Raw genomic sequence first — 22,748 nt, 5'->3', positions numbered from 1 at the left:
GGGCGCCGCGGTGAACGCGACGCCCCTCACTCATCCCGAAACTCGGGATAACTGACTTACTTACCGGAAACGGCAGCCTTCAGCTTGGAACCAGCGGTCAGCTTGACCGAGTGGCCAGCTGGGATCTGGATGGTTTCGCCGGTCTGTGGGTTACGGCCGGTGCGAGCTGCACGCTCGGTGCGCTCAACAGCGAGCCAACCTGGGATCGAAACCTTTTCGCCCTGCGAGATCTGCTCAACGAAAACGTCGAATACAGCGTCAAGCACAGCCTTGACTGCGGTCTGGCTGTTTTCCGTCTTCTTAGCGACGGCTGCCTCAAGTTCGCTACGATTCATAGCCACTATGTGTCCTCCTGGACTGTATCCTTCCCGCCCTGCTGGCCGGGATGCCCCGCGATTGCGGGGACTTCTGAGTGAGAAACTACCAGCAGAATGACTCAGACACGCCCGGTTTTCGCGTGATTCCGCGATTTTCTCGGGTTTTCAGCAGGTTCGAGGCGTTTTTCTCGTCACTTTTGGGCCTAAATGAGTGCGATTCTCATTTAGCTGGTAGTTGCGGAGGCGTTGTTTAGGGTCGCGCTTCGTCGGTGGTTCGTCGGTGCTTCGAGGACGTTTATGGACTGTTGAACCGGCGGCGGCGTCACTTGATGCCGACTGACCGCGAGTTCGGCGCCTGACTCGTAGCTATAGTTGCGTGGCCCAGAATTACGAGACAGTGATGATGCAACTGTGGCTACGATTTGAAGATTTTCGGGCGGCCGCCGACCCTCTGAAGCGCCTGGAAACGCAACTATCCCTACGAGTCATCGGGCTGTTTGAGGCGCCTTGGAAGCACTCGTAGCTGGTGTTGCGTACACGTAGTCTCTGAACGTACGATCACGCAACACCAGCTACATGCGGTCTGTAGCGACACTCAAGTCACCGCCTCCCGCACACCCATGAGCGACTAAAGCCCCACCAGACAAACTCACCCGGGAACAATGGCAACAACGGGCACAAAAGACTCCAGATACAACGAAAGGCCCCTCCCGAAGGAGGAGCCTTTCGAAGTGGTTAGCCTAAGGGCTTACCAAGAAGACTTCGTGATGCCCGGAAGCTCACCGCGGTGAGCCATATCGCGGAAGCGAACACGGGAGATGCCGAACTTCTGGAAGGTTCCGCGTGGGCGGCCGTCGATGACGTCGCGGTTGCGGAGGCGAACTGGAGAAGCGTTGCGTGGAAGCTTCTGGAGGCCCAAACGAGCCTCTTCGCGCTGCTCATCGGTCGAGTTTGGATCGATAAGAGCCTTCTTGAGGGCGAGACGCTTTTCGGCGTAGCGCTCAACGATGACCTTGCGCTGCTCGTTACGAGCAATCTTGGACTTCTTAGCCATTGTTCTTAGCGCTCCTCTCGGAATTCGACGTGCTTACGGATCACGGGATCGAACTTCTTCAAGACCATACGGTCAGGGTCGTTACGACGGTTCTTGCGCGTGACGTAGGTGTAGCCCGTGCCCGCAGTGGACTTGAGCTTGATGATGGGACGTACGTCCTTATCCTTTGCCATTAGAGCTTCACACCCTTCGCGAGAAGATCTGCAACAACAGCGTCGATGCCACGAGCATCGATGGTCTTGATGCCCTTGGCGGACAAGGTCAACGTCACGTTACGGCGCAAAGATGGCACGAAGTAACGCTTCTTCTGAATATTTGGGTCGAACCGACGCTTGTTACGGCGGTGCGAGTGGGAGATGCTGTGCCCGAAGTTTGGGACGGCACCGGTCACCTGGCATACAGCTGCCATGATCACTCCTCCAAGTTGTAGTAAATATTGGCGGGTATTCCCGCCAATCCAGTTGTGACACCGTTTACTGCGACTTCGTTGAAGGAAACCAGGCTGGGTGAGAACCAACCGAAGCGCCTCTTGCGCGAAAACACGGTGAACTCGTCGGCAGTTCGGGCATTTTTCCCTACCCAGGGAGCTGACGATTTCGGATGCACGGGCCGCCGCATCGTTTGCTGTACCGACGCAAGGGATTAACCCTCGCAGGACACGGCAAGGCGACGCGACTTAATGCCTTACTATCTTAGAGCATTAAGCCCTGAGACCTCAAACTGAGCTATCCCGGAAAATCCAGTGATCCGGCGCGAGCGCTTGTGTGATCTTGCGCCCAATGCGTGCGAGCTCTTTAACTTCGTCCGCGGTGAGCGGGTCTAGGAGCGCTTCTCGCACGGCTTCCACGTGGCCCGGAGCGAGTTCAGCAAGCTTCGCGAAGCCGTCCTGCGTCAGGTGCGCCATGGTGACGCGAGCGTCGAGTTCGGATTGGCTGCGATCCAGCCAGCCGCGCTTCTCAAGCTTTTTGACAACGTGGGAGAGCCGCGAGAGCGACGCGTTGGTGCGGATGGCCAGCTCGCTCATGGGCAGTGAGAACTCTTCGGCTTCGGACAGCATCGCCATGACGTTGTAGTCAAAGAGCGTGATGCGCGCTTCGGAGTGCAGTTCTGAATCGAGGCGGCTGGGCAAGTGCATGGTCAGCGCAAGAACAGCTAGCCACGCTTCACGTTCTTGCGGGGTGAGCCACCGGGGTTCAGTCATGTCGCAATATTCTCATAAGTTCGGTAAATCCTTGGAAATTTTAGTACGACGACGCAGTGTGATTTCCGTAATCGTCGTGGGGTGGCGCTGTGGTGGCGTTAAGCGACGAGCGCCCGAAGCTCTGAAACGTACTCAGAGAATCGGGCACAACGTCACTTATGGACTGAGCAGAATTGCCTCGCGGAGAGCGCTTATTTTGAGGTGAGCGCTTCTTTGCGGCGAGTGTGTACTACTTGGCGGAGAGTGCTTTCTCGCGGCGGTAGCGCAGTACTTCGCCGATCACCACTACCAACAGGGCCAGGATGAACATGGCCGAGCCGATCACGTTGGCTTGAGCCGGGATGCCTCGGGCTGCTGCCACGTAGATGAACTTCGGGAACGTGTCGAAGTTGCCGGAGTTGAAGTTGGTGATGATGAAGTCGTCGAAGCTCATAGCAAAGCTCAGCAGGGCTGCGGAGACGATGCCTGGCAGGAGCAACGGGAACGTCACTTTCCAGAAGGTCTGGAAAGGCGAGGCGTAGAGGTCGCCGGCAGCTTCCTCGAGTCGAGAGTCTAGCCCGGAGACTCGAGCGCGGACCGTCACCACCACAAACGCCATGCAGAACACGATGTGCGCGATAACGACGGTGACGAAGCCTAGGTCCCAGCCAAGGTTCAAGAACTGCGCCAGCAAGGATGCGCCCAACACCACTTCAGGAGTGGCGAGCGGCAAGATGATGAGCAGGTCCGCGGTATTGCGGAACTTGAACTTGTAGCGGACCAGTCCCAACGCGATGCACGTGCCCAAGATGGTGGCCACGATGGTGGCGATCACGCCGACTTGGAGCGAGTTACCGAGGGCTTCACAGATCTGTGGCGCCCCGCAGGGGTTTTGCCAGTTCTCTAGTGTGAAGCCTCGCCACGTCAGGTTGGTGCGGCCGGCGTCGTTGAAGGAGAAGGCGAAGATGTAGACGATCGGCACCAACAAGTACACGAACGCGAGCCCACCGAGAACCGGGATGATCCACCGGCCAATTTTCTGTCTCATCGTTCCTCCTGGAGGAAGTCGTTGGGTGCTGGCCTGAGCCATCGCGAAGAAGGATGCGTGCTCGCCACAGTTGTAAAGATCCCAGCCACGTTAGAAGAGGTCCTTCGTTCCGAAGCGGCGGATGTAGATCATCACGAGGATCAAGATGGCGATCATCAAGATGGCCGAGAGCGCCGAAGCAGCCGGGTAGTCCACCACGCGGAAGAAGCGGGAGTCGATGACCTGACCAATCATGGTGGTGTCCCTGTTGTTACCCAGGATCGCCGCGTTGACGTAGTCACCGGAGGCCGGGATGAACGTCAGCAGCGTGCCGGCGAAAACACCAGGCATAGATAGCGGCAAGGTCACTTTGCGGAACGTGGTGAACGGAGACGCATACAAATCGCCGGAGGCTTCCAGCATTCGAGTGTCCAATCGTTCAAGGCTCGCATAGATAGGCAGGGTCATGAACGGCAGGAAGTTATAGGTCAAACCGGCAATCACGGCCACCACCGAGGCGGTCAGGCGGCCATCTTCCGGAAGGATCGCTACGGCTCGAAGAACCGAAACCACGGGCCCTTCATCCGCGAGGATCTGCTTCCACGCTTGCGTACGCAGGATGAACGAAGAGAAGAACGGTGCAATCAAGAGCACCAAGAGAATGCCGGCGAGAAGGCGATGCTGCCGAAGTCGAACCGCCACCAGATATGCCATCGGGTAACCGATCAACAACGCCAGCACGGTAGCTACCGCCGCGAACGCGAACGAACGGATGAGCGGCTCCCAATATAAGGAGAACACTTCGGCGTAGTTGCTGAACTGGAGAGCGGGAACGAATTCGCCGATCTCCGCCCCTGGAGGCTTCGCGTACAAAGACATCGCCAAGAGCACCAATACGGGCGCTGCGAAGAACAGCAACAAGAAGATGAAGCCCGGCAGCACGAGTGCCAGACCGATTCGTCCACGCTTCTTCTCCGCGGCGATCTCCCCGGGGCTGCGGAACTCTACCGGCCCGGACTTGCGGCCGCTTGGCTTCACATCGAGTTGTGTGCCGTTTGATCCTGCTGGAGTGCCGTTAGATCCTGCTGAGGTGTCAAGGCTGCTCATTAGTGGGCCTCGATACCTGCGGTGGGGTCATCGTCGCCATCGAGCCCAAACGTGAACGCCGGATCCCACGTCATTTCAACGGTGTCGCCGGGAACGCCGGTGTCTTGACCCAAGTTCTGAGTGAACGTTCCAAACGTTCCAACGCCCGGGATGTCCACCAAGTACTCGGTGGAGACACCAGTAAAGGACGCATCAATGATGGTGCCGGTAAGCGAGTTGAAGCCTGCCGGAATGTCGAACTCGCCAACGTGCCCAATCCGCATTTTCTCCGGACGTACGCCGATGACGATATCGCCACCCTGCGTCGTCGTACGGGAAGCGGGAACCCACAACCGTGAGCCAGCAACGTCCACGCCCAACAAATCACCGCTCTGCTCTTGAACGCGGCCCTTCATGAGGTTGGATTTGCCCAAGAAGTTCGCGACGAACGCGGTCTTGGGAAGCTCGTAGAGCTCGCGAGGCGCGCCCATCTGCTCCACTTTGCCCTTGTTCATAACGGCAACAATATCTGCCATGGTCATGGCTTCTTCTTGGTCGTGGGTAACGTGAACGAACGTCAAACCCACCTCCGTTTGAATGGCCTTGAGCTCCACTTGCATCTGGCGGCGAAGCTTCATATCCAACGCGCCCAGCGGCTCGTCAAGCAAGAGGACGGCCGGACGGTTCACCAGGGCGCGCGCCAACGCGACGCGCTGCTGCTGACCGCCCGAAAGCTGCACCGGCTTGCGGGACGCTAGGTGCCCCAGCTCCACAAGCTCAAGGCCCTGCTTTGCGAGCTCCACTGCGTTCTTGACCTTGCGCTGCTTCAACCCGAACGCCACATTCTCCAGAATGTTCATGTGCGGGAACAACGCGTAGGACTGGAACACCGTGTTGACGTGGCGTTTATGGGACGGCAGCTCCGTGACATCCTCGCCACCGATAGAAATCGTTCCCTCGGTGGGATGCTCGAGGCCGGCGACCATGCGCAAGGTCGTGGTCTTACCGCAACCGGACGGACCCAGCAATGCAAAGAATGAACCAGCAGGAATGGTCAGGGTGAGATCATCCACCGCGGTGAATTCGGTGAACCGCTTGGACACGTTCTGCAAGTGCAGATCCGCGCCGCCGTCCTTGCCCGGATCCTTCACGATGGACACTGCTCCCGTAGCGGGATATGAAACGCTCATCTATCAGACACCAATCGCGGTCTGGAACTTGTTGCCGTAGTTCGTTTCCTCATCCGAAGACAAGCTGCGGAACACACTGACAGCCTTGAGATCTTCATCCGTGGGGAAAATGAGCTTGTTGTCCACCAACGAAGGGTCCACCTTTTCCATGGCTTCCTTCGCTCCCTCAACTGGGGACACATAGTTCACGTACGCAGCCACGGTTGCTGCAACCTCGGGGTCGTAGTAGTAGTTCATGAGCGCCTCGGCGTTCGCCTTATGCTGGGAGCCAATCGGCACCAGCATGTTGTCGCTCCACAGCGTGCCTCCGGATTCAGGGATGGCGAACTCCCACTTGTCGCCGTTCTCGAAGTTCAACTGCGTGATGTCACCAGACCAGCAGATCACCGCAAGTGCGTCGCCGGACACGAGGTCCTCCTTGTAGGAGTTGCCCTTGACCTGGCGGATCTGGCCGGAGTCGATCTGCTGCGTGAGCGTCTCGAGGGCCTTATCAAACTCGTCATCACCCCAGTCGCCGGTGATGTCCACGCCCTGAGCCATCATGAGCAAGCCCATGGTGTCTCGCATTTCGTCGAGCACCTCGACGCGGCCCTTGAGCTCTGGCTTCCACAAGTCATCCACGGACTTGAGTCCGCCCGGAATCTTTTCCTTGTTCCACGCGATGCCGCCGAAACCTGACTGCCACGTGAGCGAGTGGGCGCGGCCCTTGTCAAAGTCCACATCCTTGAGTGCGGCGCGCAGGTTCTTGATGTTCGGGATGTTCGCGTGATCGAGCGCTTGCGTGTAGCCCTGGCGGATGAGTCGTCCGGCCATCCAGTCGGTGGGCGTGATGATGTCCTGCCCAATGTCCTGACCGGCGGCCAACTGCGCCTGGATCTTGCCGTAGTAGGAGTCGTTGCCGTCAATATCTTCGGCGTACGTGGCCTTGATTCCTGAAGTCTTCTCAAAATCAAGCAGGGAAGGGTAAGTCTTGGAGGCGTCGTCGTAATCCAAGTACAGCGTCCAGTTAGCCCAGGCAACCGTCTTTTCCTCAGCGGATTTATCCACTGCAGCGGTAGGGCCGGCCGCGGCGGAGGAACCGCTGGCAGAACCGGACGTACCGGACGTGCCGCAAGCGCTCAGCAGACCGGCCATGCCCAGACCGCCCGCGCCGAGTAAGAGGGAGCGGCGGTTGAGTTGGGCCTTAACGAGGGCACGAACTCGTGGATCAGGGTGCTGATCAATGGGTCGTCGCGTGGTCATGTGGGACTCCTTGTGTGTGGACCGAATCCTGAACTCGAGCGTTCTCTCGCGAGTGAATTGCTTGAACGGTGCAAGCCAAACGCGTAACGCGGGAATGAAAAGATCATGCCAGTGCCAGCGGGTGGTGACAATAGTTTGCGTGTTAATTTTTTGTTACGGCAACGAAATTAGTTGCGAAATTATCTGAGGACTGACGTTTTCCTCTTTCCAACTTCCTGATTACCGGCTACGCTCGGTACACATTCCAGTTTCCCGCTCTCTCACTTTCGGCGATTTCGCCCAGATTGCAGAGAGCACTAGACACCTTTTTCAGGAGGTTGATACTTCGTGGCAACCGAGGCCGGAGACCGGACTGGATCCGGATCCCGCGCGGAGCATGGTGATCCATCAGCGCCGGAGCGATTCCCGCTCGATGAGATCAGCAAGAACATCATTGGCCATCTTCAAGAAGATGGGCGACGCTCCTATGCATCCATTGGCAAGGCTGTGGGCCTTTCCGAGGCGGCCGTGCGCCAACGAGTGCAGAAACTTCTTGATTCCAAAGTGATTCAAATCGTCGCCGTGACGGATCCCCTGCAGTTGGGGTTCCCGCGCAACGCCATGATTGGCGTGCGGTGCGCCGGCGACATGATCAAGACAGCTGACGAGATCGCGAAGCTCGCAGCCGTCGATTATTGCGTGGTGACTGCCGGCAAGTTCGATGTTCTCGCGGAAGTTGTCTGTGAGAACGACGAAGACCTGCTGGACATCATCCACACCATTCGCGCTATCAAAAGTGTTCGAGAGACTGAAACGTTCATGTATCTCTCGCTCCGCAAGCAAATCTATAACTGGGGTACTCCATGACAACCACACCAAGCACCACTCCCAAGGGCACGGACCGCCAACAAGCTGCCCGCGATCACTTGTGGATGCATATGGCCCGCCACAGCGGCATCGTCAAGGGCGGCACCGTCCCCGTGATCACGCGCGGCGAAGGCCACATGATTTATGACGACAAAGGCAAGGGCTACATCGACGGCCTCTCCGGGTTGTTCGTGGTCCAGGTGGGTCACGGCCGCGAAGAGCTTGCCGCCGTTGCGCAAGAGCAGGCCAAGAAGTTGTCCTTCTTCCCGTTGTGGTCCTACGCGCATGAGCCCGCCATTGATTTGGCCGAGCGCCTCGCTGACTACGCTCCGGGTGATTTGAACCGCGTGTTCTTCACGACCGGCGGCGGCGAAGCGGTGGAATCCGCGTTCAAACTCGCGAAGCAGTATTGGAAACTTCAGGGCCAGCCGGGCAAGACTAAGGTCATCTCCCGTGCGCTCGCTTACCACGGCACGCCTCAAGGCGCCCTGGCCATCACTAGCTTGCCGAGCATGAAGACCCCGTTTGAGCCGTTGGTTCCGGGCACGTTCCGCGTCCCGAACACCAACTTCTACCGCGCTCCTGAGCAGTTCGAGGATAACGAGAAGGACTTCGGTATCTGGGCTGCCGAGCGTATCCGCGAAGCCATCGAGTTTGAAGGCGCCGAGTCCGTTGCGGCCGTGTTCCTTGAGCCAGTTCAGAACTCCGGCGGCTGCTTCCCGCCACCACCGGGATACTTCCAGCGCGTGCGCGAGATCTGCGACGAGTATGACGTCCTTTTGGTCTCTGACGAGGTCATTTGCGCGTTTGGTCGCATCGGTTCCATGTTCGCGTGTGTTGATTTTGGCTACACGCCGGACATCATCACGTGCGCCAAGGGCCTGACCTCGGGCTACTCCCCTATCGGCGCGATGATCGCGTCCGAGAAGCTCTTTGAGCCGTTCACCAAGGGCGACACCACGTTCTACCACGGCTACACCTTCGGCGGACACCCTGTTTCTGCCGCGGTTGCCATGGCCAACCTGGACATCATGGAGCGCGAGGGCCTGAACCAGAACGTCAAGGACAACGCGGACGCTTTCAAGGCCACGCTGTCCAAGTTGTTGGATCTGCCGATTGTGGGCGACGTGCGCGGCGCCGGCTATTTCTACGGAATCGAGCTGGTCAAGGACAAGACCACGAAGGAGACATTCAACGATGATGAGTCTGAGCGTCTGCTGCGCGGGTTCCTTTCCACGGCGCTTTATGACGCCGGGTTGTACTGCCGCGCGGATGACCGTGGCGACCCAGTCATTCAGTTGGCGCCACCGCTCACGATCGGTCAGAAAGAGTTTGATGACATCGAGAGCATTCTGCGTAGCGTATTGACCGAAGCAAGTACTAAGATCTAGTAACTAATATTTTTTTAGTACCCACGACTTCCGGCGCGTGTTCGGGCGAGACCCTGCGCGAGTCGGACGTTCGCAGCGTGACCACAACCATTCTGCGGGCAAACGGCGACGGCTATCCGGGTGACCTCCGAGGTCCCTGATAGCCGTCGTTGCTTTGTCTGGGCGCATTTTGGCCGGGTTCTCCCGGGCGCCCCGGTTCACATGTAGCTGCTGTTGCGTGATCGTCGGCGCAGAGACAGCGTTTACGCAACGCCAGCTACATGTAACTGCGGCCGCGCAATAATCGCTACGAACCGTCCAGTCCCATATGCAACATTCAGTACGACGACGCAGCTCACCTCCGCAACAATCGTTACGGATGGTTCCAGTCCAGGAGCGTTACGGCGCCATCGCGTGCCTACGCGAACAAGCGCGCACAACTTTGGCTACGACTAGAGGCGGGCTGTGACAACTCGCGGCTCGCAGACCACGCGCATTACTCGGCGGCTCTAGCCAACCGGGGTGGACTCAGCGTCCTGTTCGCTCGCGCGCTTTGCGATCTGCTTTTCGGTGGCGGCCGCAATGAACGCCGTGACGAGAGCCTCGAACTGTCCGGGCTGCGTCCCAGCTTCTTCGGGGTGCCACTGCACTCCAACAGCCCAAGGTGTGGTGCCATCGGGGTGGCTCTTGGCCTCGATGCCTTCTACAACACCGTCCGGCGCCCACGCGCTGACCTGCAACGTATTGGCCAAGCGCTGAATGGCTTGGTGGTGGGACGAGCGCACGGTGATGTCGCCGACTCCCAGAATCGTGGACAGCAAGGTCTCTTCCACCACTTGCACGGAGTGATCGGCCATGGCTGCATCAGCGGTGGCAGTTCCGTGAATGGTGCCTTCGCCGAGATCCTCAATGAGGCTTCCGCCCAAAGCCACGTTCATGATCTGCAGTCCTCGGCAAATGCCCAAGACTGGCGTGTAGCTCTCTACAGCTCGCCGAACCAGCGATGATTCAAAGCGGTCCGCCGCGGAGTCCACGAAAGAAATGGAAGGGTGGCCTTCTGAGTGGTACAAAAACGGGTCTACGTCGCCGCCACCCATGACCACTACGCCGTCGAGTCGGTGCATGTCCGGCACGCCGTCAACGCTTGCGTCGAGCATGATCACATCGGCGCCGGCAGCCAAGAGGTAGCTCTCGGCACGTTCCGCGAGGCCAATGATCTCGGCCCGGTATCCCTCTGAGTACGACTCCGCCGACCGTGCATAGGACAGGCCAATGACGGGGTGAGCCTCGAGAGGCGATCGGTTCTCATCCATGCCGGATAGATTACTCTCTCAATCCCCGTTCCACATGGGCTCTTACCGTGATGTTCGTCCCCCGCGAACCTCGCGTGCTAGCAAAGCAATATGTAATGAGGCCCGGGATTCCGCGTCATCGAGGGACACTCCAAGCCGTTTTTCGAGCCGTTCCAAGCGCGCATATACGGCTGGCCTGGAGAGGAATTGTTCGCGCGCCACCACGGATCGGTTCCCGCCCGCGCGCACGAAACTTCCTAAGAGGTCCAAAGCGGATTCGTCCACGGGATGAAGCAGCGGACCTAGCTCGGCTTCAATGAAGTTCTCTAGCCGATCATCTGTACTGAACTGGGATAGCAGTCCGTGCAGGCGAAGGTCCTGAGTCCGGTAGAACGGCCGATCTGGGTCGGCGAGCGCGGCGGCAGTTTGCGCCACGCGGGTTGCTGCACCGATGCTCGCGGCGGCGTCCACCGCTTCGATCACGCTTGGCACCACTCCCACGGCCACACCCGCTGGGTCGAGTTCTTTGAGCAGCGCGTTCAGGGCGGCGTCTTCGGCTTCCCGCCAATCCGCTGATGGCGACGCTTGCTGCAGTCCCACGACCATGCCCACGTTTCCACCCGCCGTGCTCGCGGCCAGCAACGGGATGCGCGCGGCCGCGGCGCTACGGTACAGGTGCTCAATGAGCTCTATTTCTTGGTTTTGCCGCCCAGCACCGTGCGGATACTTATTTTTGAGTACGACGACGCCTGGTACGTACCGCTGTGCACTTCCGAGCCCGAGGGCTTGAGCGCGCACATTGAGTTCGCGGCGTCGCACGGCGCTTGGTCCCGCACCGAGCGCAGGGCGATGTTCTGAACCGTGCGCTGAACTGTTTGTTGAACTGTTTGTTGAAGCGTTCGCTGCGTCTTCGAAAAAGGTCGAGCGGGCTCGCTGGACGATCGCGCGCTCGTCACGTCCGGCCAGCCTGTTGATGGTCAGCGCTTGGGCGGCGCGTTCCAGGACTAGTCGCGCATCGGTTCGCCAAGCGTCGTCGGTGTCCATGTCGGGATGGGGCGCGTCATTGAATGGAATGACCAGGTGGCCCCACGCGTGGCCACCCACTCCGACCTCGACGTGCACCCAACCGCGTTCGGCCGCAACGTCCTCAAGAGACTCGTGCTGAGTCCACGGTTCCAGCGCCGCGTCCGATTCGGCAGACCACGAGAGCACGCGGTGCTGCCGGTCTTCCAGAACTACAGGAGCCCCAACGAGACGCGCGGCGGCGGCCACAATCTCTTCTTGGCTCGCCCCGTTGACGCTGAGGCTCACGAACTCTTCGTGCAGGTGCCGAGCACGTTCCACTTGGGCCAGCTGTTCGACCACAATCATGCGGTGCACGCTCTGGGTGATTTCCACGAAGCGCAACGCGCGGCGCAGCCGCACCACGGGGAAGCTGACCCCGACGGCCGTGGCAGCTTCGCGCAAGAAGTGAGCTGCGTCGTCGTACTGAATAGTGAGCTGCTCCGGCACAGGATCTTCAACGAAGAGCGCAACTGCGCCTTCGGAAGCGAGCACTTCGAGGAAGTGGCGGGCCGCAACCGCGGAGGGCGCAGCGATGGCCGCCGTGGCCAGCACCAGCTCCCCGCCTGTGAGCAGACCGGTGAGGTTTTGGGTGCCGGCGACGTGAACCCATCGGACGGGCTGGGCGAGTGAATCGGCGCCCAAAAGGATCTCGGGATCGCCCCGGGTGACCTCCGGAAGACTCAGAATCGAAGCAATACTTTGCACTTTGTAAATTCTAGCGCTTATTCATTGACAGAGTGCATATGTTCAGGCAGTTCGCGTGACGGAACAATCGAGGAAAGACAGCTTTCTGAGAGGAACACCATGAACACGTTGACGCACTGGATTAACGGCGAACTGACCGCCCCTGTGAATGAAGCCCGATTGGGCGATATTCATAACCCGGCTACTGGCGAGGTCATTGGCAAAGTCGAGTTGGCCAGCAAGTCCGTGGTGGAGAAGGCCATCGACGCCGCGGCTGCCGCGTTCCCGGCCTGGCGCGATACCTCGTTGGCCCGCCGCACCCAAGTGTTGTTCTCTTTCCGCGAGCTCTTGAACGCTCGCAAGGGCGAACTTGCCGAGATCCTGACTCGCGAGCACGGCAAGGTGCTCTCCGATGCATTGGGTGAAGTGTCCCGTGGTCAGGAAGTAGTGGAGCTGGCCTGCGGCATCCCGCACCTTCTCAAGGGCGCGTACACGGAGAATGCCTCGACGAAGATTGACGTGCACTCAATCCGTCAACCTTTGGGCCCTGTTGCCATCATTTCTCCGTTCAACTTCCCGGCCATGGTGCCCATGTGGTTCTTCCCGCTGGCGATCGCCACCGGGAACACCGTAGTCATCAAACCCTCCGAGAAGGACCCATCTGCGCTGAACTGGATGGCGAAGCTGTGGGAAGAGGCTGGCCTTCCGGCAGGTGTCTTCAATGTGGTGCACGGTGACAAGGAAGCCGTGGACACCCTCTTGGAGAGCCCTAAGATTCAGTCGGTCTCGTTTGTGGGATCCACCCCGATTGCGAAGTACGTCTACGAGCGCGGCACCGCGCACGGCAAGCGTGTGCAGGCTTTGGGTGGCGCGAAGAACCACATGTTGGTGCTTCCAGATGCCGATCTTGACCTCGCCGCCGATGCGGCCGTCAACGCCGGTTATGGTGCAGCCGGCGAGCGCTGCATGGCGATCTCCGCCATTGTTGCTGTGGAATCTATCGCCGATGAACTGGTGGCGAAGATTGCCGAGCGCACCAAGACGCTCAAGGTGGGCGACGGTACGCGCGGCTGCGACATGGGACCGCTCATTACTGCGCAGCACCGGGACAAGGTTTCCGGCTACATCGACGCAGGCGAGGCTGCTGGCGCCACAGTGGTTCTGGACGGCCGTACTTCCACTCCCGATGCGGACGGAGAAGGATTCTTCTTGAACCCCACGCTGTTTGACCACGTCACTCCGGACATGAGCATCTACACGGATGAGATTTTTGGCCCTGTGCTTTCCGTGGTCCGCGTCCCGAGCTATGACGAGGGCCTAGAGCTCATCAATTCCAACCAGTACGGCAACGGCACCGCGATCTTCACAAACGACGGCGGCGCGGCTCGCCGTTTCGAAAACGAAGTCCAGGTGGGCATGGTGGGCATCAACGTGCCTATTCCGGTGCCGATGGCGTACTACTCCTTTGGTGGCTGGAAGAACTCGCTCTTCGGCGACTCCCACGCGCACGGCATGGAGGGTGTCAACTTCTTCACGCGTGGCAAGGTGGTCACCACCAAGTGGCTGGATCCAAGCCACGGCGGAATCAACCTCGGCTTCCCGCAGAACGATTAATGAGGACTGAACAGATGACAACTAATCTCACCCCAGACACTTTGACGGACACCAAGGTGTCCGCAGAGCTCATCGAGGCCGGCAAGCGCGCCTACGAGTTGGACCGCGAGCACGTGTTCCACTCCTGGCAGGCCCAGGGCCCGTTTAAGCCGATGACGATTCTCAAGGCCGAGGGGTCCTACGTGTGGGACGGCGACGGCAACCGGCTCATCGACATGTCCGGCCAGCTGGTCAACACCAACATTGGACACCAGCACCCGGCCGTTGTGGCTGCGATCCAGGAGCAGGCTGGCCAGCTCTGCACCATCGCACCGCAACACGTAAACATTGCACGTTCCGAGGCCGCGCGGTTGATTGCAGAGCGCACGCCGGGAGACCTGAACCACGTGTTCTTTACGAACGGTGGAGCGGACGCCGTAGAGCACGCCATCCGCATGGCGCGCCTTCACACCGGTCGCTACAAGGTGCTTTCGGCATACCGCAGCTACCACGGCGGCACGCAGTTGGCCGTCAATGTCACGGGCGATCCGCGCCGCATTGCCAACGATTATGGCGATGCCGGAGTGGTTCACTTCATGCCGGCGTACACGTACCGTTCCTACTTTGGTACGACGACGGAAGCCGACGAAGCTGAGCGCGCGTTGCGCCATCTCGAGGACATGATTGTGCTGGAGGGCGCGCAGAATATCGCAGCGCTCATCCTCGAATCGATCCCTGGCACGGCAGGTATTTACATGCCACCGGCTGGCTACCTCGAGGGCGTCCGGGAGCTCACCAAGAAGTACGGCATCATGTACATCGCGGATGAGGTCATGGCAGGTTTCGGCCGTTCCGGAAAGTGGTTCTCCGTGAACCATTGGAACGTCATTCCGGATCTCTTGACCTTCGCGAAGGGCGTGAACTCAGGCTACGTTCCTCTCGGCGGCGTGGCCATCTCGGATGCCATCTTCGAGACCTTCCGCGACCGTGTCTACCCAGGCGGACTCACCTACTCGGGTCACCCGCTAGCGTGCGCTGCGGCGGTGGCTGCTATCAACACCATGGCGGACGAGGGCATGATCGAGAACGCCGAGCGTTTGGGCCGGGACATTATTGGTCCTCGTTTGGCTCAAATGATGGAACGCCATCCATCCATTGGCGACGTGCGCGGCGCGGGTGTGTTCTGGGCTATAGAGCTTGTGAAGAACCGTGAGACCAAGGAACCCATGGCCGCTTACGGTGGCTCCAGCCCGGAAATGAACGAACTCATTGGTGCTCTCAAAGCCAAGGGCATCTTGCCGTTCGCGAACTTCAACCGCATTCACGTGGTGCCAGCACTGAACATTCCGGACGAAGTTCTGGAACAAGCGCTCGACGCCATCGACGAAGCTCTCGAAGTCACGGACAAGTACGCGAACTAGTTCGTCTCATGCAAGCTGGAGGTTGATTGAAGGCGCGGACCGAATTATCGCGGGCCGCGCCTTCACGAGTTAATAAGTATTGAGCAGGGTCCTCGACGGATGCTGCATGCGGCCGTTACATTGAATCTCGAGACTTCGGGGGATGAGGGGAAAATGAGTCTGAGTTCGTGGCACGTGATCGAAATTGTCACCGTAATCGCAGCAATCGCTGTTGCTGTTTTGCTGGTATTTGTCATCAAGTCGTTCATCGCCGGCTATATGAAGCGCCCCAAAGCGGCGGATGAAGAGATTGACCGGACTGAGCAAGATCAGTGAAAACAATCGCAAGCATGGCATGAGTGTCTACCAAACCCAGTACGGTTCAATCCTCGCGCTTATGCTCCGCATCACAAGAGCTAGTCTTTAGTGATGAAGTTTCAGCCAGATTCACAGGGGTCAAATGTCAGGGAAACCTCATTTGACCGCGCCGAACGCACTGTCCCTGACGCGCTTGCACAGCGAAACCTCCAAGACACCCGGCGCGCTGTGTATTGGTTGGACAATCCGGACAAACCTGCAGCACAAGCCCCACTTCATGAGGACATCACCGCGGACCTCGCAATTGTGGGCGGCGGATACACGGGACTCTGGACCGCGCTCATCGCGAAAGAGCGAGATCCAGAACGGGACGTCGTCCTCCTGGAAGGGTCAGAGTGCGGTTGGGCAGCATCAGGTCGAAATGGCGGTTTTTGCGAAGCCTCGCTCACACACGGAGAATCGAACGGCGAAAAGCACTTGCCCGCCGAGAACGAGAAGCTCACGCGCCTCGGCGACGAAAACCTCGAAGAGCTCATCGCCACCATCGAGCGCTACAACATCGACTGCGATCTAACCCGTTCAGGAATGATCGAGATCGCCACTGAGGAACACCAAGTGGCCTGGCTAGCTGAATCCGCGGAAGCAGACGGTGACAGCGAACTGTTGAAAGCACCTGACGTACGGCAGCGCATCAACACTCCCCTGGCACACGCGGGCCTTGCGCACCGCACCGGCACTGTTCTGGTTCACCCGGCCAAACTCGCGTGGGGACTCAAGCGCGTCTGCTTGGAGCTCGGCGTGCGAATCTATGAGCACACACCGGTCCGCTCCCTCCGCAAGATCAGCACAATTCAAGGCCCTAGCGAGAAGCCGAGCGGCGTCGTCGTCCTGGAAACTGACAATGGTACGGTGCATGCAAACCTAGTTGCATTGGCTACTAATATATTTCCCAACCTCATTCGCCGTAATCGCCTCTACACGGTCCCCGTGTATGACTACGCGCTTATGACGGAGCCGCTCACAGCCGCGCAACGGTCAGCCGTGGGCTGGGCTGGCATGGAGGGCCTTGCCGATCTCAATAACCGCTTCCACTATGTGCGCCCCACTGTGGACGCGGGCGGCAAGTTCCGCATCCTGATAGGCGGGTACGACGCCGTCTATCACTTCGGGCGGGCCATGCGGAGCGAATACTTGAATTCAGAAGAGACGTACGTGAAATTGGCGAAGCACTTCGCGGCACTCTTCCCCGATCTCGATGACGTGCGCTTTTCGCACGCATGGGGCGGCGCGATCGATACGTGCAGCCGCTTCTTCTCCTTCTTTGACCTCTCTCACGACGGAAAAGTAGTACACGCCGCCGGGTTCACCGGACTCGGCGTGGGCGCCACGCGCTTTGCCGCGAAAGTCATGCTGGATCTGCTCTCCGGAGAGCGCACTGAGCTGACAGAGCTAGAGATGGTGAAGAAGAAGCCCATCCCCTTCCCGCCAGAACCAATCGCTTGGACCGGCGTGAAAATCACTACCGCAGCTATGGTGAGAGCAGATCGGCGCGAGGGCAAACGCGGGCCGTGGCTTCGCGTGATGGATGCGGTGGGCATGGGGTTTGATTCCTAAGCGTCGTCCGAAATTCACCTGAGCTTTACGCTCCGGCCACCCTGAAGGCGTGGACTAAAGCGGTGAACAATCTCTCTGGAATCAACCGCCGCACCGTCGTTAAATCCGCTCTGATCACTTCGGCAGCAGCCGCCACCGGCGCACTTGCCGCCTCTGCACCGGCTTCTGCCTTCGCGTCCCCTGCGCTGGTCACTCGCCGCTTGGCACTCCCCTCTGGCGTTGCCACCGGCGATGTCACCTCCGAATCCGCCGTCTTGTGGGCCCGTTCTTCCGGAACCGGCCGCTTGCACGCAACCCTCCGCGCTCTCGACGCTGACGGATCCGCACTTCGCGGCCGCTTCGCCCGATCCATCCGCTTGACCTCCGGTTGGGTCACGGACGCCACGGACGGAACCGCCAAGATTATGGCCAAGGATCTCCCATCCAACACCCGCTTCGAGGTGACGTTCTCCTTCGAAGATGAGAACGGCAACATGGGCGAAGTGAAGAAGGGCTCCTTCACCACCGCCCCAGGCGCTGGTGTTGGAAACGGCCGATCTAAAGGTCGCGCCAAGGGTATCCCGGTAGAGACCGCCTCCCAGTCCTTTGTGTGGACGGCAGATACTGCTGGCCAGGGCTACGGCATCAACCCCGAAATCGGGGGCATGCGCGGCTACGGGGCCATGCACGCTGTGAAGCCTGATTTCTTCTTGCACTCCGGTGACACCGTCTACGCTGACGGCCCGATCTCCGCCACCATGAAGGAACCGAACGGCGACATCTGGCACAACCTCGTGACGGAGGAAGTCTCCAAGGTGGCGGAAACCCTCAATGAGTTCCGCGGCCGCCACCGCTACAACATGATGGATGAGAACCTGCGCGCCATGTATGCCGAAGTTCCGGTCATCGCACAGTGGGATGACCATGAGACCACCAACAATTGGTGGGCCGGCGAAGTCCTTGAGGATCCTCGCTACACCGTTCGCGATGTCAACACGCTGGCTGCTCGTGGCCGCCGCGCATGGCAGGAATACATGCCAATTGCGGATACCAAGGCGTTGACCCGCGGCACGGGCTTCGAGCCTGACCGTATCTACCGCAAAATTGAGCGCGGCGCGCACTTGGATATCTTCGCGTTGGACATGCGTACGTTCAAGGGTGAGAACACCGATGGTTTGGAAACGCACGAGACGGATATCCTCGGCGAGACTCAGCTGCAGTGGCTCATCAAGGGTCTGCGTCAGTCCAAGGCAACGTGGAAGGTGATCGGCAACGATCTTCCGCTCGGCTTGATTGTTCCTGATGGCAAGGGCCAAGAGTCCATCTCCAATGCCGAGAACGGCAAGCCGCTAGGCCGCGAACTCCAGTTGGCTCGCTTGCTCAAGGCCATTAAGGACTACGACATCAAGAACGTGGTGTTCTTGACGGGTGACGTGCACTACTGCGCGGCTCACCACTACTCCCCTGAGCGCGCAGCATTCAAGGACTTCAAGCCGTTCTGGGAGTTCGTCGCTGGCCCCATCAACGCTGGAGCATTCGGCCCCAACAAGCTCGATGGCACCTTCGGCCCGAAGGCTGTCTTCGAAAAGGCTGGCCCAGTCATGGGTTCACCGCGTAACGGCGAATGGCAGTTCTTCGGCCAGGTTGACGTAGCCGGAGACGGCTCCACGTTCACCGTGAAGCTCGTCAACGCCAACGGCGACGTGCAGTACACGAACGTGTTGCCACGCGAGCGCTAAGCATGAGAGCGTGCGCGGTGTAGGGCCGCGCACGCTTCCCCCTCAAACTCCCTGTTCACTGTGACATGCACTGTGGCACGCACTGCGGCACTCAGTGCCCGCGTCCGGATACCGCGTCCGCGACTCGGGCAAGGAGTGCCGTTTGCGCATGTCCGCTCTTCTTTTCTGCCGCGTCTGCACGGTAATACATGGCATACATGGCTTGCACCGCCACCCATCGCAACGGCTCCACTTCCCACTTGCGGACCTTTCGGTTAACCCAGGGAAGCGTAGTGATCTCCGTCTGTTCGCCCAGCACGAGGTCTCGGAGCGTCCGACCGGCCAGATTGGTCGCCGTAACGCCCGTGCCTACATAGCCGCCAGCCCAGCCCAGCCCAGTTTCCGGGTCATACGAGACCGTTGATTTCCAGTCGCGCGGAACACCCAGAACGCCGGACCACGCGTGATCAATCCGGGTGCCAGCCACCGCCGGGAACATGTCCACCAAAATTCCGTTGAGCAGCTCAATGGTGCTGTCTTGAGTGGTGCCGTCCGTGTCCGTTTTGGAACCGAACCGGTACGGAACGCCGCGTCCGCCAATGGCAATCCGCCCATCCTCGGTGCGCTGAAGGTACACGTACGCGTGTGCCATGTCCTCGAGGGTTTCCTTGCCGTTCCACCCAATCTGGTCCCACATCTGCGCCGTCAGCGGCTCCGTGACGATCATTGAGGAGTTCATGGGCAGCCACTCCCGGTGCAGCCCTTTCAGGTTGGCAGTGAAACCTTCGGTGGCTCGCAAGATGCGCGGCGCACGCACCGTCCCACGATCCGTGACGGCCTCGCCGGGCTTGATTTCAAGCACGGTGGTGTTTTCATGAAGGTTGACGCCAAGCTCGCGTACTTTTCGCGCCAAACCCACCACGAGTTTCGCCGGGTGGATCCGCGCGCAATGCGGAATGTGCATGCCGCCCACGGCGCCTGCCACGTTGACGCGCGCCGTCGTCTGCAAAGCATCCAAAAGCACCGCGTCCTCTGGCCAGCGCTGAGCCTCGGCAAAATAGCTCTCGAGCCGCGCAAGCTGCGCCGGATTGCGCGCCACGAGGAGTTCGCCGCCCTTGACGATGTCCGCGTCGACGCCTTCGCGCTGCGTCACCGCGATGACCTCGTCAATGGACTCATTCAGGATTTCTTGAAAGCGCGCCACCTTCTCATGACCATACTGCTTCTCATAGTCCAAGCGCCCGCCGGTAATCGTGTTAGCCAGCCAGCCACCGTTGCGCCCTGAAGCACCAAATCCGGCGAAGCGGGACTCGAGGATCCGGATCGTCAAATCCGGCCGCGCTTTCTTGAGGTAGTAGGCGGTCCACAAGCCCGTGTATCCGGCTCCCACAATCACTACATCCGCGGTCTCATCACCCGCGAGCTCGTTGGCGGCGACGGGCAGACCCGTCTGCGTGAACCAAAATGAAACATTGCCATTGACCGGCACGGTGACTCCTTGGGGAAAGGAAAGAGCCTAAACCTGAGCGGTTCAGACCACGCTTGCTGAAAACAATATTCTCACTGTTCACCCGGTCGTAACCGATACGTGCCAAGCTGGGGACTATGACGCAGATCGAAAACTCCACGCTTGGCATTGTGGGCGCCGGAAGTGTGGGCGCCTCATTGGCCTACGCCGCCTTGATCAGAGGCTCCGCTCGCCACGTGCGGCTCCTTGATATCAACGCCCCCAAAGTGACATCTGAGGTGCTTGATCTCGCGCACGGAACGCAGTTCACTGGCTCGAGTGACATCACTGGCGGCACGGACATTGACGTCCTCACCGGCGCAAACGTGGTGGTCATTACCGCCGGCGCCAAGCAAAAGCCCGGTCAAACGCGCTTGGACCTAGCGGCCACCAACGCCGCGATGCTCCGGTCCTTGATGCCCCAGCTGATTGAACGCGCACCGGATGCCATCTATGTGCTCGTGACAAACCCGTGTGATGTCCTCACCATGGTGGCCCAAGAAGCCACGGGGCTACCGGCGCAACGTGTCCTCTCTTCCGGCACGGTTTTGGACACTTCGCGCTTGCGCTGGCTGCTTGCGAAGAAGGCGGGCGTTTCCACGTCGAGCGTTCACGCGCTGATTGTGGGCGAACACGGAGACAGCGAGTTTCCGCTCTGGGGATCCGCCACCATCGGCCAGTCGCCCATCCTGGACTGGGTCAACCCTGACGGGAGCCGCTTCTCCCCTGCGGAACTGGACCACATTGCCACTGACGTCCGCGACGCCGCTTACCAAGTCATTCGTGGCAAGGGAGCTACCAACTATGCGATTGGACTGTCCGGCGCGCGGATCGTCGAAGCCATCCTGAGCGATGAAGGATCCATCCTGCCCGTCTCTACAGTTCTCACTGACTATCACGGCGTCAGTGGCGCGGCGCTCTCTGTCCCGTGCCGTGTGGGTTCAGCGGGCGCCATTCCGGTTGCGGGAACGCCGTGGGGTGATGAAGAACGACGACGCTTGCTCGCTTCCGCGGTTGCGGTCACGGACGCGTATGGGAAAGTTGCGGTTGGCTAGCGTGCGCTCGCTTCAGCACTTGCAATACGACGACGCCGCGAGCGAATAAGCGCCAACGCCACCACACCACAGAGGACGTAGCATCCCGCCACGGCAAGCCACCCCACCGTGAAATTGGATGTGGATTGCAACAGGAGTCCCATGAGGAACGGGCCCGTAGCAAAGCCCGTGTACATGCCCATGGAGACAATGCCAGTTGCAGCGCCCACGCGTTCGGTCGGGACGTACTTCATGACGCCGGACATCACCACCACATTGGCGCCGAGGACGGTAACACCATGCAAGGCAACGCCCAGCCACAACAGCGCGGGAAGACGGAATTCGCTCGCCGCCCAGAAACTCGCGCCACCTGCAATGGCCCCAAGTGCAATGAACAACAGCAACACTCCGGCGGTTCCGCCGGTAGCCATGCGCCGGCCCCACCACACTCGGGAAGCCACACCGATAAGTCCGGACAATCGTGCAGCCAGTCCACCCATCACCAGCGAGAAGTTCAGCTCACGCACGGCAAACAATGGCAAGTAAATATTCGTCGCTTGCATGCCCAATCCGGACAACATGGAAAATGCCGCAAACAACCACACAAAGGAAGGCAAGCGTCCGGAAGTGCTGGTGGCGAGAGGCGAGGCAGCGTCGTCGTGCTTCACGGAAATCTCAGGAACCGCGAACGGCAACTGCCGCAACCCAAACCACAACATCCACGCCACCACCACAGCCCCCAGGACCATGGCGCCTTGCCAGCCCGCATAAATTGCCGCCAGCGGGAAAACAACACCCGCGAAGAGCTGGCTAGCTTGAACACCGGATTGCTTGACGCCTATCCAGCCGGGCCGCTTCGCCGCGGGGACGTATTGGGAAATGATCTTGTTCGTCGTCGGGTTGGAAATCGCCTGAGTTGGACCGGCAATGACCGCCGCCGCTAGCAAGAACCAGTACGAATGAGACAGCGCCGCACAGACCATGGCAAGCATCGTGCCGCCGAAAATCAGCCAGAACTGACGGCGCAACGTCATGTGGTCGGCGACTTTGCCCAACCATGCGCTCGAGAGCGCGGCCGTTGAGAACACGATGCTCGCGAGCAAACCGAACTGAGACTCGCTGATCTGCAGATCATCAATGATGAGCGAGGACGTGGTGCTGAGCCCGTAATTAAGAAGCGGGCCTGCCCCCATGAGGCACAAAAGGGTCAGGAGCAACCCCCGCGAGGCTGC

The 22,748-nt window shown here is 59.6% G+C and carries 21 protein-coding genes; 8 read left to right on the top strand and 13 right to left on the bottom strand.

Annotated elements, in window-relative coordinates:
* Positions 1-56: 56 nt before the first annotated feature.
* The 9 genes from HD598_RS09620 to HD598_RS09580 form a co-directional block, all read right to left on the bottom strand.
* Positions 57-341 carry an HU family DNA-binding protein gene (locus HD598_RS09620; protein WP_071894796.1) on the bottom strand — a complete coding sequence of 95 codons (285 nt, stop codon included), beginning with the start codon at positions 339-341 and terminating at the stop codon, positions 57-59.
* Between the two features lie 724 nt (positions 342-1,065).
* Positions 1,066-1,371: a 30S ribosomal protein S14 gene (gene rpsN / locus HD598_RS09615; protein WP_071894795.1), complete on the bottom strand. Its 306-nt coding sequence runs from the start codon at positions 1,369-1,371 to the stop codon at positions 1,066-1,068.
* A gap of 5 nt (positions 1,372-1,376) precedes the next feature.
* Entirely contained in the window at positions 1,377-1,544 is a 168-nt protein-coding gene (gene rpmG / locus HD598_RS09610) for a 50S ribosomal protein L33 (RefSeq protein WP_071894794.1), read from the bottom strand.
* The gene (gene rpmB / locus HD598_RS09605) at positions 1,544-1,780 is read right to left on the bottom strand and encodes a 50S ribosomal protein L28 (protein ID WP_071895369.1); all 237 of its coding nucleotides are present in this window, start codon (positions 1,778-1,780) and stop codon (positions 1,544-1,546) included. The genes rpmG and rpmB overlap by 1 nt, the downstream gene beginning before the upstream one ends.
* Positions 1,781-2,086: 306 nt before the next feature.
* A complete protein-coding gene (locus HD598_RS09600) occupies positions 2,087-2,572 on the bottom strand; it encodes a MarR family winged helix-turn-helix transcriptional regulator (RefSeq protein ID WP_071894793.1) in 486 nt (161 codons plus the stop codon).
* A gap of 229 nt (positions 2,573-2,801) precedes the next feature.
* Positions 2,802-3,599, bottom strand: coding sequence for an ABC transporter permease (locus HD598_RS09595; RefSeq protein ID WP_071894792.1), 798 nt, complete (start codon positions 3,597-3,599; stop codon positions 2,802-2,804).
* 90 nt (positions 3,600-3,689) lie between these two features.
* Complete coding sequence (locus tag HD598_RS09590) at positions 3,690-4,685, bottom strand: ABC transporter permease (protein WP_183665494.1); 996 nt, start codon at positions 4,683-4,685, stop codon at positions 3,690-3,692.
* Complete coding sequence (locus tag HD598_RS09585; RefSeq protein ID WP_183665492.1) at positions 4,685-5,854, bottom strand: ABC transporter ATP-binding protein; 1,170 nt, start codon at positions 5,852-5,854, stop codon at positions 4,685-4,687. The genes HD598_RS09590 and HD598_RS09585 overlap by 1 nt, the downstream gene beginning before the upstream one ends.
* A gap of 3 nt (positions 5,855-5,857) precedes the next feature.
* The gene (locus HD598_RS09580) at positions 5,858-7,096 is read right to left on the bottom strand and encodes an ABC transporter substrate-binding protein (RefSeq protein WP_183665490.1); all 1,239 of its coding nucleotides are present in this window, start codon (positions 7,094-7,096) and stop codon (positions 5,858-5,860) included.
* Between the two features lie 417 nt (positions 7,097-7,513).
* Here HD598_RS09580 and HD598_RS09575 point away from each other — a divergent pair, with 417 nt between their 5' ends.
* Complete coding sequence (locus tag HD598_RS09575; RefSeq protein ID WP_311539053.1) at positions 7,514-7,942, top strand: Lrp/AsnC family transcriptional regulator; 429 nt, start codon at positions 7,514-7,516, stop codon at positions 7,940-7,942.
* Positions 7,939-9,333: an aspartate aminotransferase family protein gene (locus tag HD598_RS09570; RefSeq protein WP_183665486.1), complete on the top strand. Its 1,395-nt coding sequence runs from the start codon at positions 7,939-7,941 to the stop codon at positions 9,331-9,333. The genes HD598_RS09575 and HD598_RS09570 overlap by 4 nt, the downstream gene beginning before the upstream one ends.
* Positions 9,334-9,821: 488 nt before the next feature.
* On the opposite strand, the gene HD598_RS09565 is transcribed toward HD598_RS09570, so the two are convergent.
* Both HD598_RS09565 and HD598_RS09560 read right to left on the bottom strand, forming a co-directional pair.
* Complete coding sequence (locus tag HD598_RS09565) at positions 9,822-10,625, bottom strand: gamma-glutamyl-gamma-aminobutyrate hydrolase family protein (RefSeq protein ID WP_071894788.1); 804 nt, start codon at positions 10,623-10,625, stop codon at positions 9,822-9,824.
* 42 nt (positions 10,626-10,667) lie between these two features.
* The gene (locus HD598_RS09560; RefSeq protein WP_071894787.1) at positions 10,668-12,374 is read right to left on the bottom strand and encodes a helix-turn-helix domain-containing protein; all 1,707 of its coding nucleotides are present in this window, start codon (positions 12,372-12,374) and stop codon (positions 10,668-10,670) included.
* A 99-nt stretch (positions 12,375-12,473) separates the two neighbouring features.
* Here HD598_RS09560 and HD598_RS09555 point away from each other — a divergent pair, with 99 nt between their 5' ends.
* The 5 genes from HD598_RS09555 to HD598_RS09535 all read left to right on the top strand — a co-directional run bounded on the left by HD598_RS09555 (position 12,474) and on the right by HD598_RS09535 (position 18,996).
* Entirely contained in the window at positions 12,474-13,967 is a 1,494-nt protein-coding gene (locus HD598_RS09555) for a CoA-acylating methylmalonate-semialdehyde dehydrogenase (protein ID WP_071894786.1), read from the top strand.
* Positions 13,968-13,981: 14 nt separating this feature from the next.
* On the top strand, positions 13,982-15,367 hold the full coding sequence (locus tag HD598_RS09550; protein ID WP_183665484.1) for an aspartate aminotransferase family protein: 1,386 nt from the start codon (positions 13,982-13,984) through the stop codon (positions 15,365-15,367).
* 153 nt (positions 15,368-15,520) lie between these two features.
* Positions 15,521-15,682, top strand: a complete 162-nt coding sequence (locus HD598_RS09545; protein WP_183665482.1) for a hypothetical protein — start codon at positions 15,521-15,523, stop codon at positions 15,680-15,682.
* Positions 15,683-15,775: 93 nt separating this feature from the next.
* Complete coding sequence (locus HD598_RS09540; RefSeq protein ID WP_183665480.1) at positions 15,776-17,278, top strand: NAD(P)/FAD-dependent oxidoreductase; 1,503 nt, start codon at positions 15,776-15,778, stop codon at positions 17,276-17,278.
* A 62-nt stretch (positions 17,279-17,340) separates the two neighbouring features.
* Positions 17,341-18,996 carry an alkaline phosphatase D family protein gene (locus tag HD598_RS09535; protein WP_071894784.1) on the top strand — a complete coding sequence of 552 codons (1,656 nt, stop codon included), beginning with the start codon at positions 17,341-17,343 and terminating at the stop codon, positions 18,994-18,996.
* A 91-nt stretch (positions 18,997-19,087) separates the two neighbouring features.
* On the opposite strand, the gene HD598_RS09530 is transcribed toward HD598_RS09535, so the two are convergent.
* Complete coding sequence (locus tag HD598_RS09530) at positions 19,088-20,464, bottom strand: NAD(P)/FAD-dependent oxidoreductase (protein WP_183665478.1); 1,377 nt, start codon at positions 20,462-20,464, stop codon at positions 19,088-19,090.
* Positions 20,465-20,580: 116 nt separating this feature from the next.
* On the opposite strand from HD598_RS09530, the gene HD598_RS09525 reads away from it, so the two are divergent.
* Positions 20,581-21,537 carry an L-lactate dehydrogenase gene (locus HD598_RS09525; protein ID WP_183665476.1) on the top strand — a complete coding sequence of 319 codons (957 nt, stop codon included), beginning with the start codon at positions 20,581-20,583 and terminating at the stop codon, positions 21,535-21,537.
* Here HD598_RS09525 and HD598_RS09520 read toward each other — a convergent pair.
* On the bottom strand, positions 21,534-22,709 hold the full coding sequence (locus tag HD598_RS09520; protein ID WP_260170531.1) for an MFS transporter: 1,176 nt from the start codon (positions 22,707-22,709) through the stop codon (positions 21,534-21,536). The genes HD598_RS09525 and HD598_RS09520 overlap by 4 nt on opposite strands.
* Positions 22,710-22,748 lie beyond the last annotated feature (39 nt).

It is taken from the genome of Neomicrococcus aestuarii, assembly GCF_014201135.1.
Classification (GTDB): Bacteria; Actinomycetota; Actinomycetes; order Actinomycetales; family Micrococcaceae; genus Neomicrococcus; species Neomicrococcus aestuarii.
Note: the sequence above shows the minus strand (reverse complement) of the source record. Positions and strands in the feature narration are given on the sequence as shown.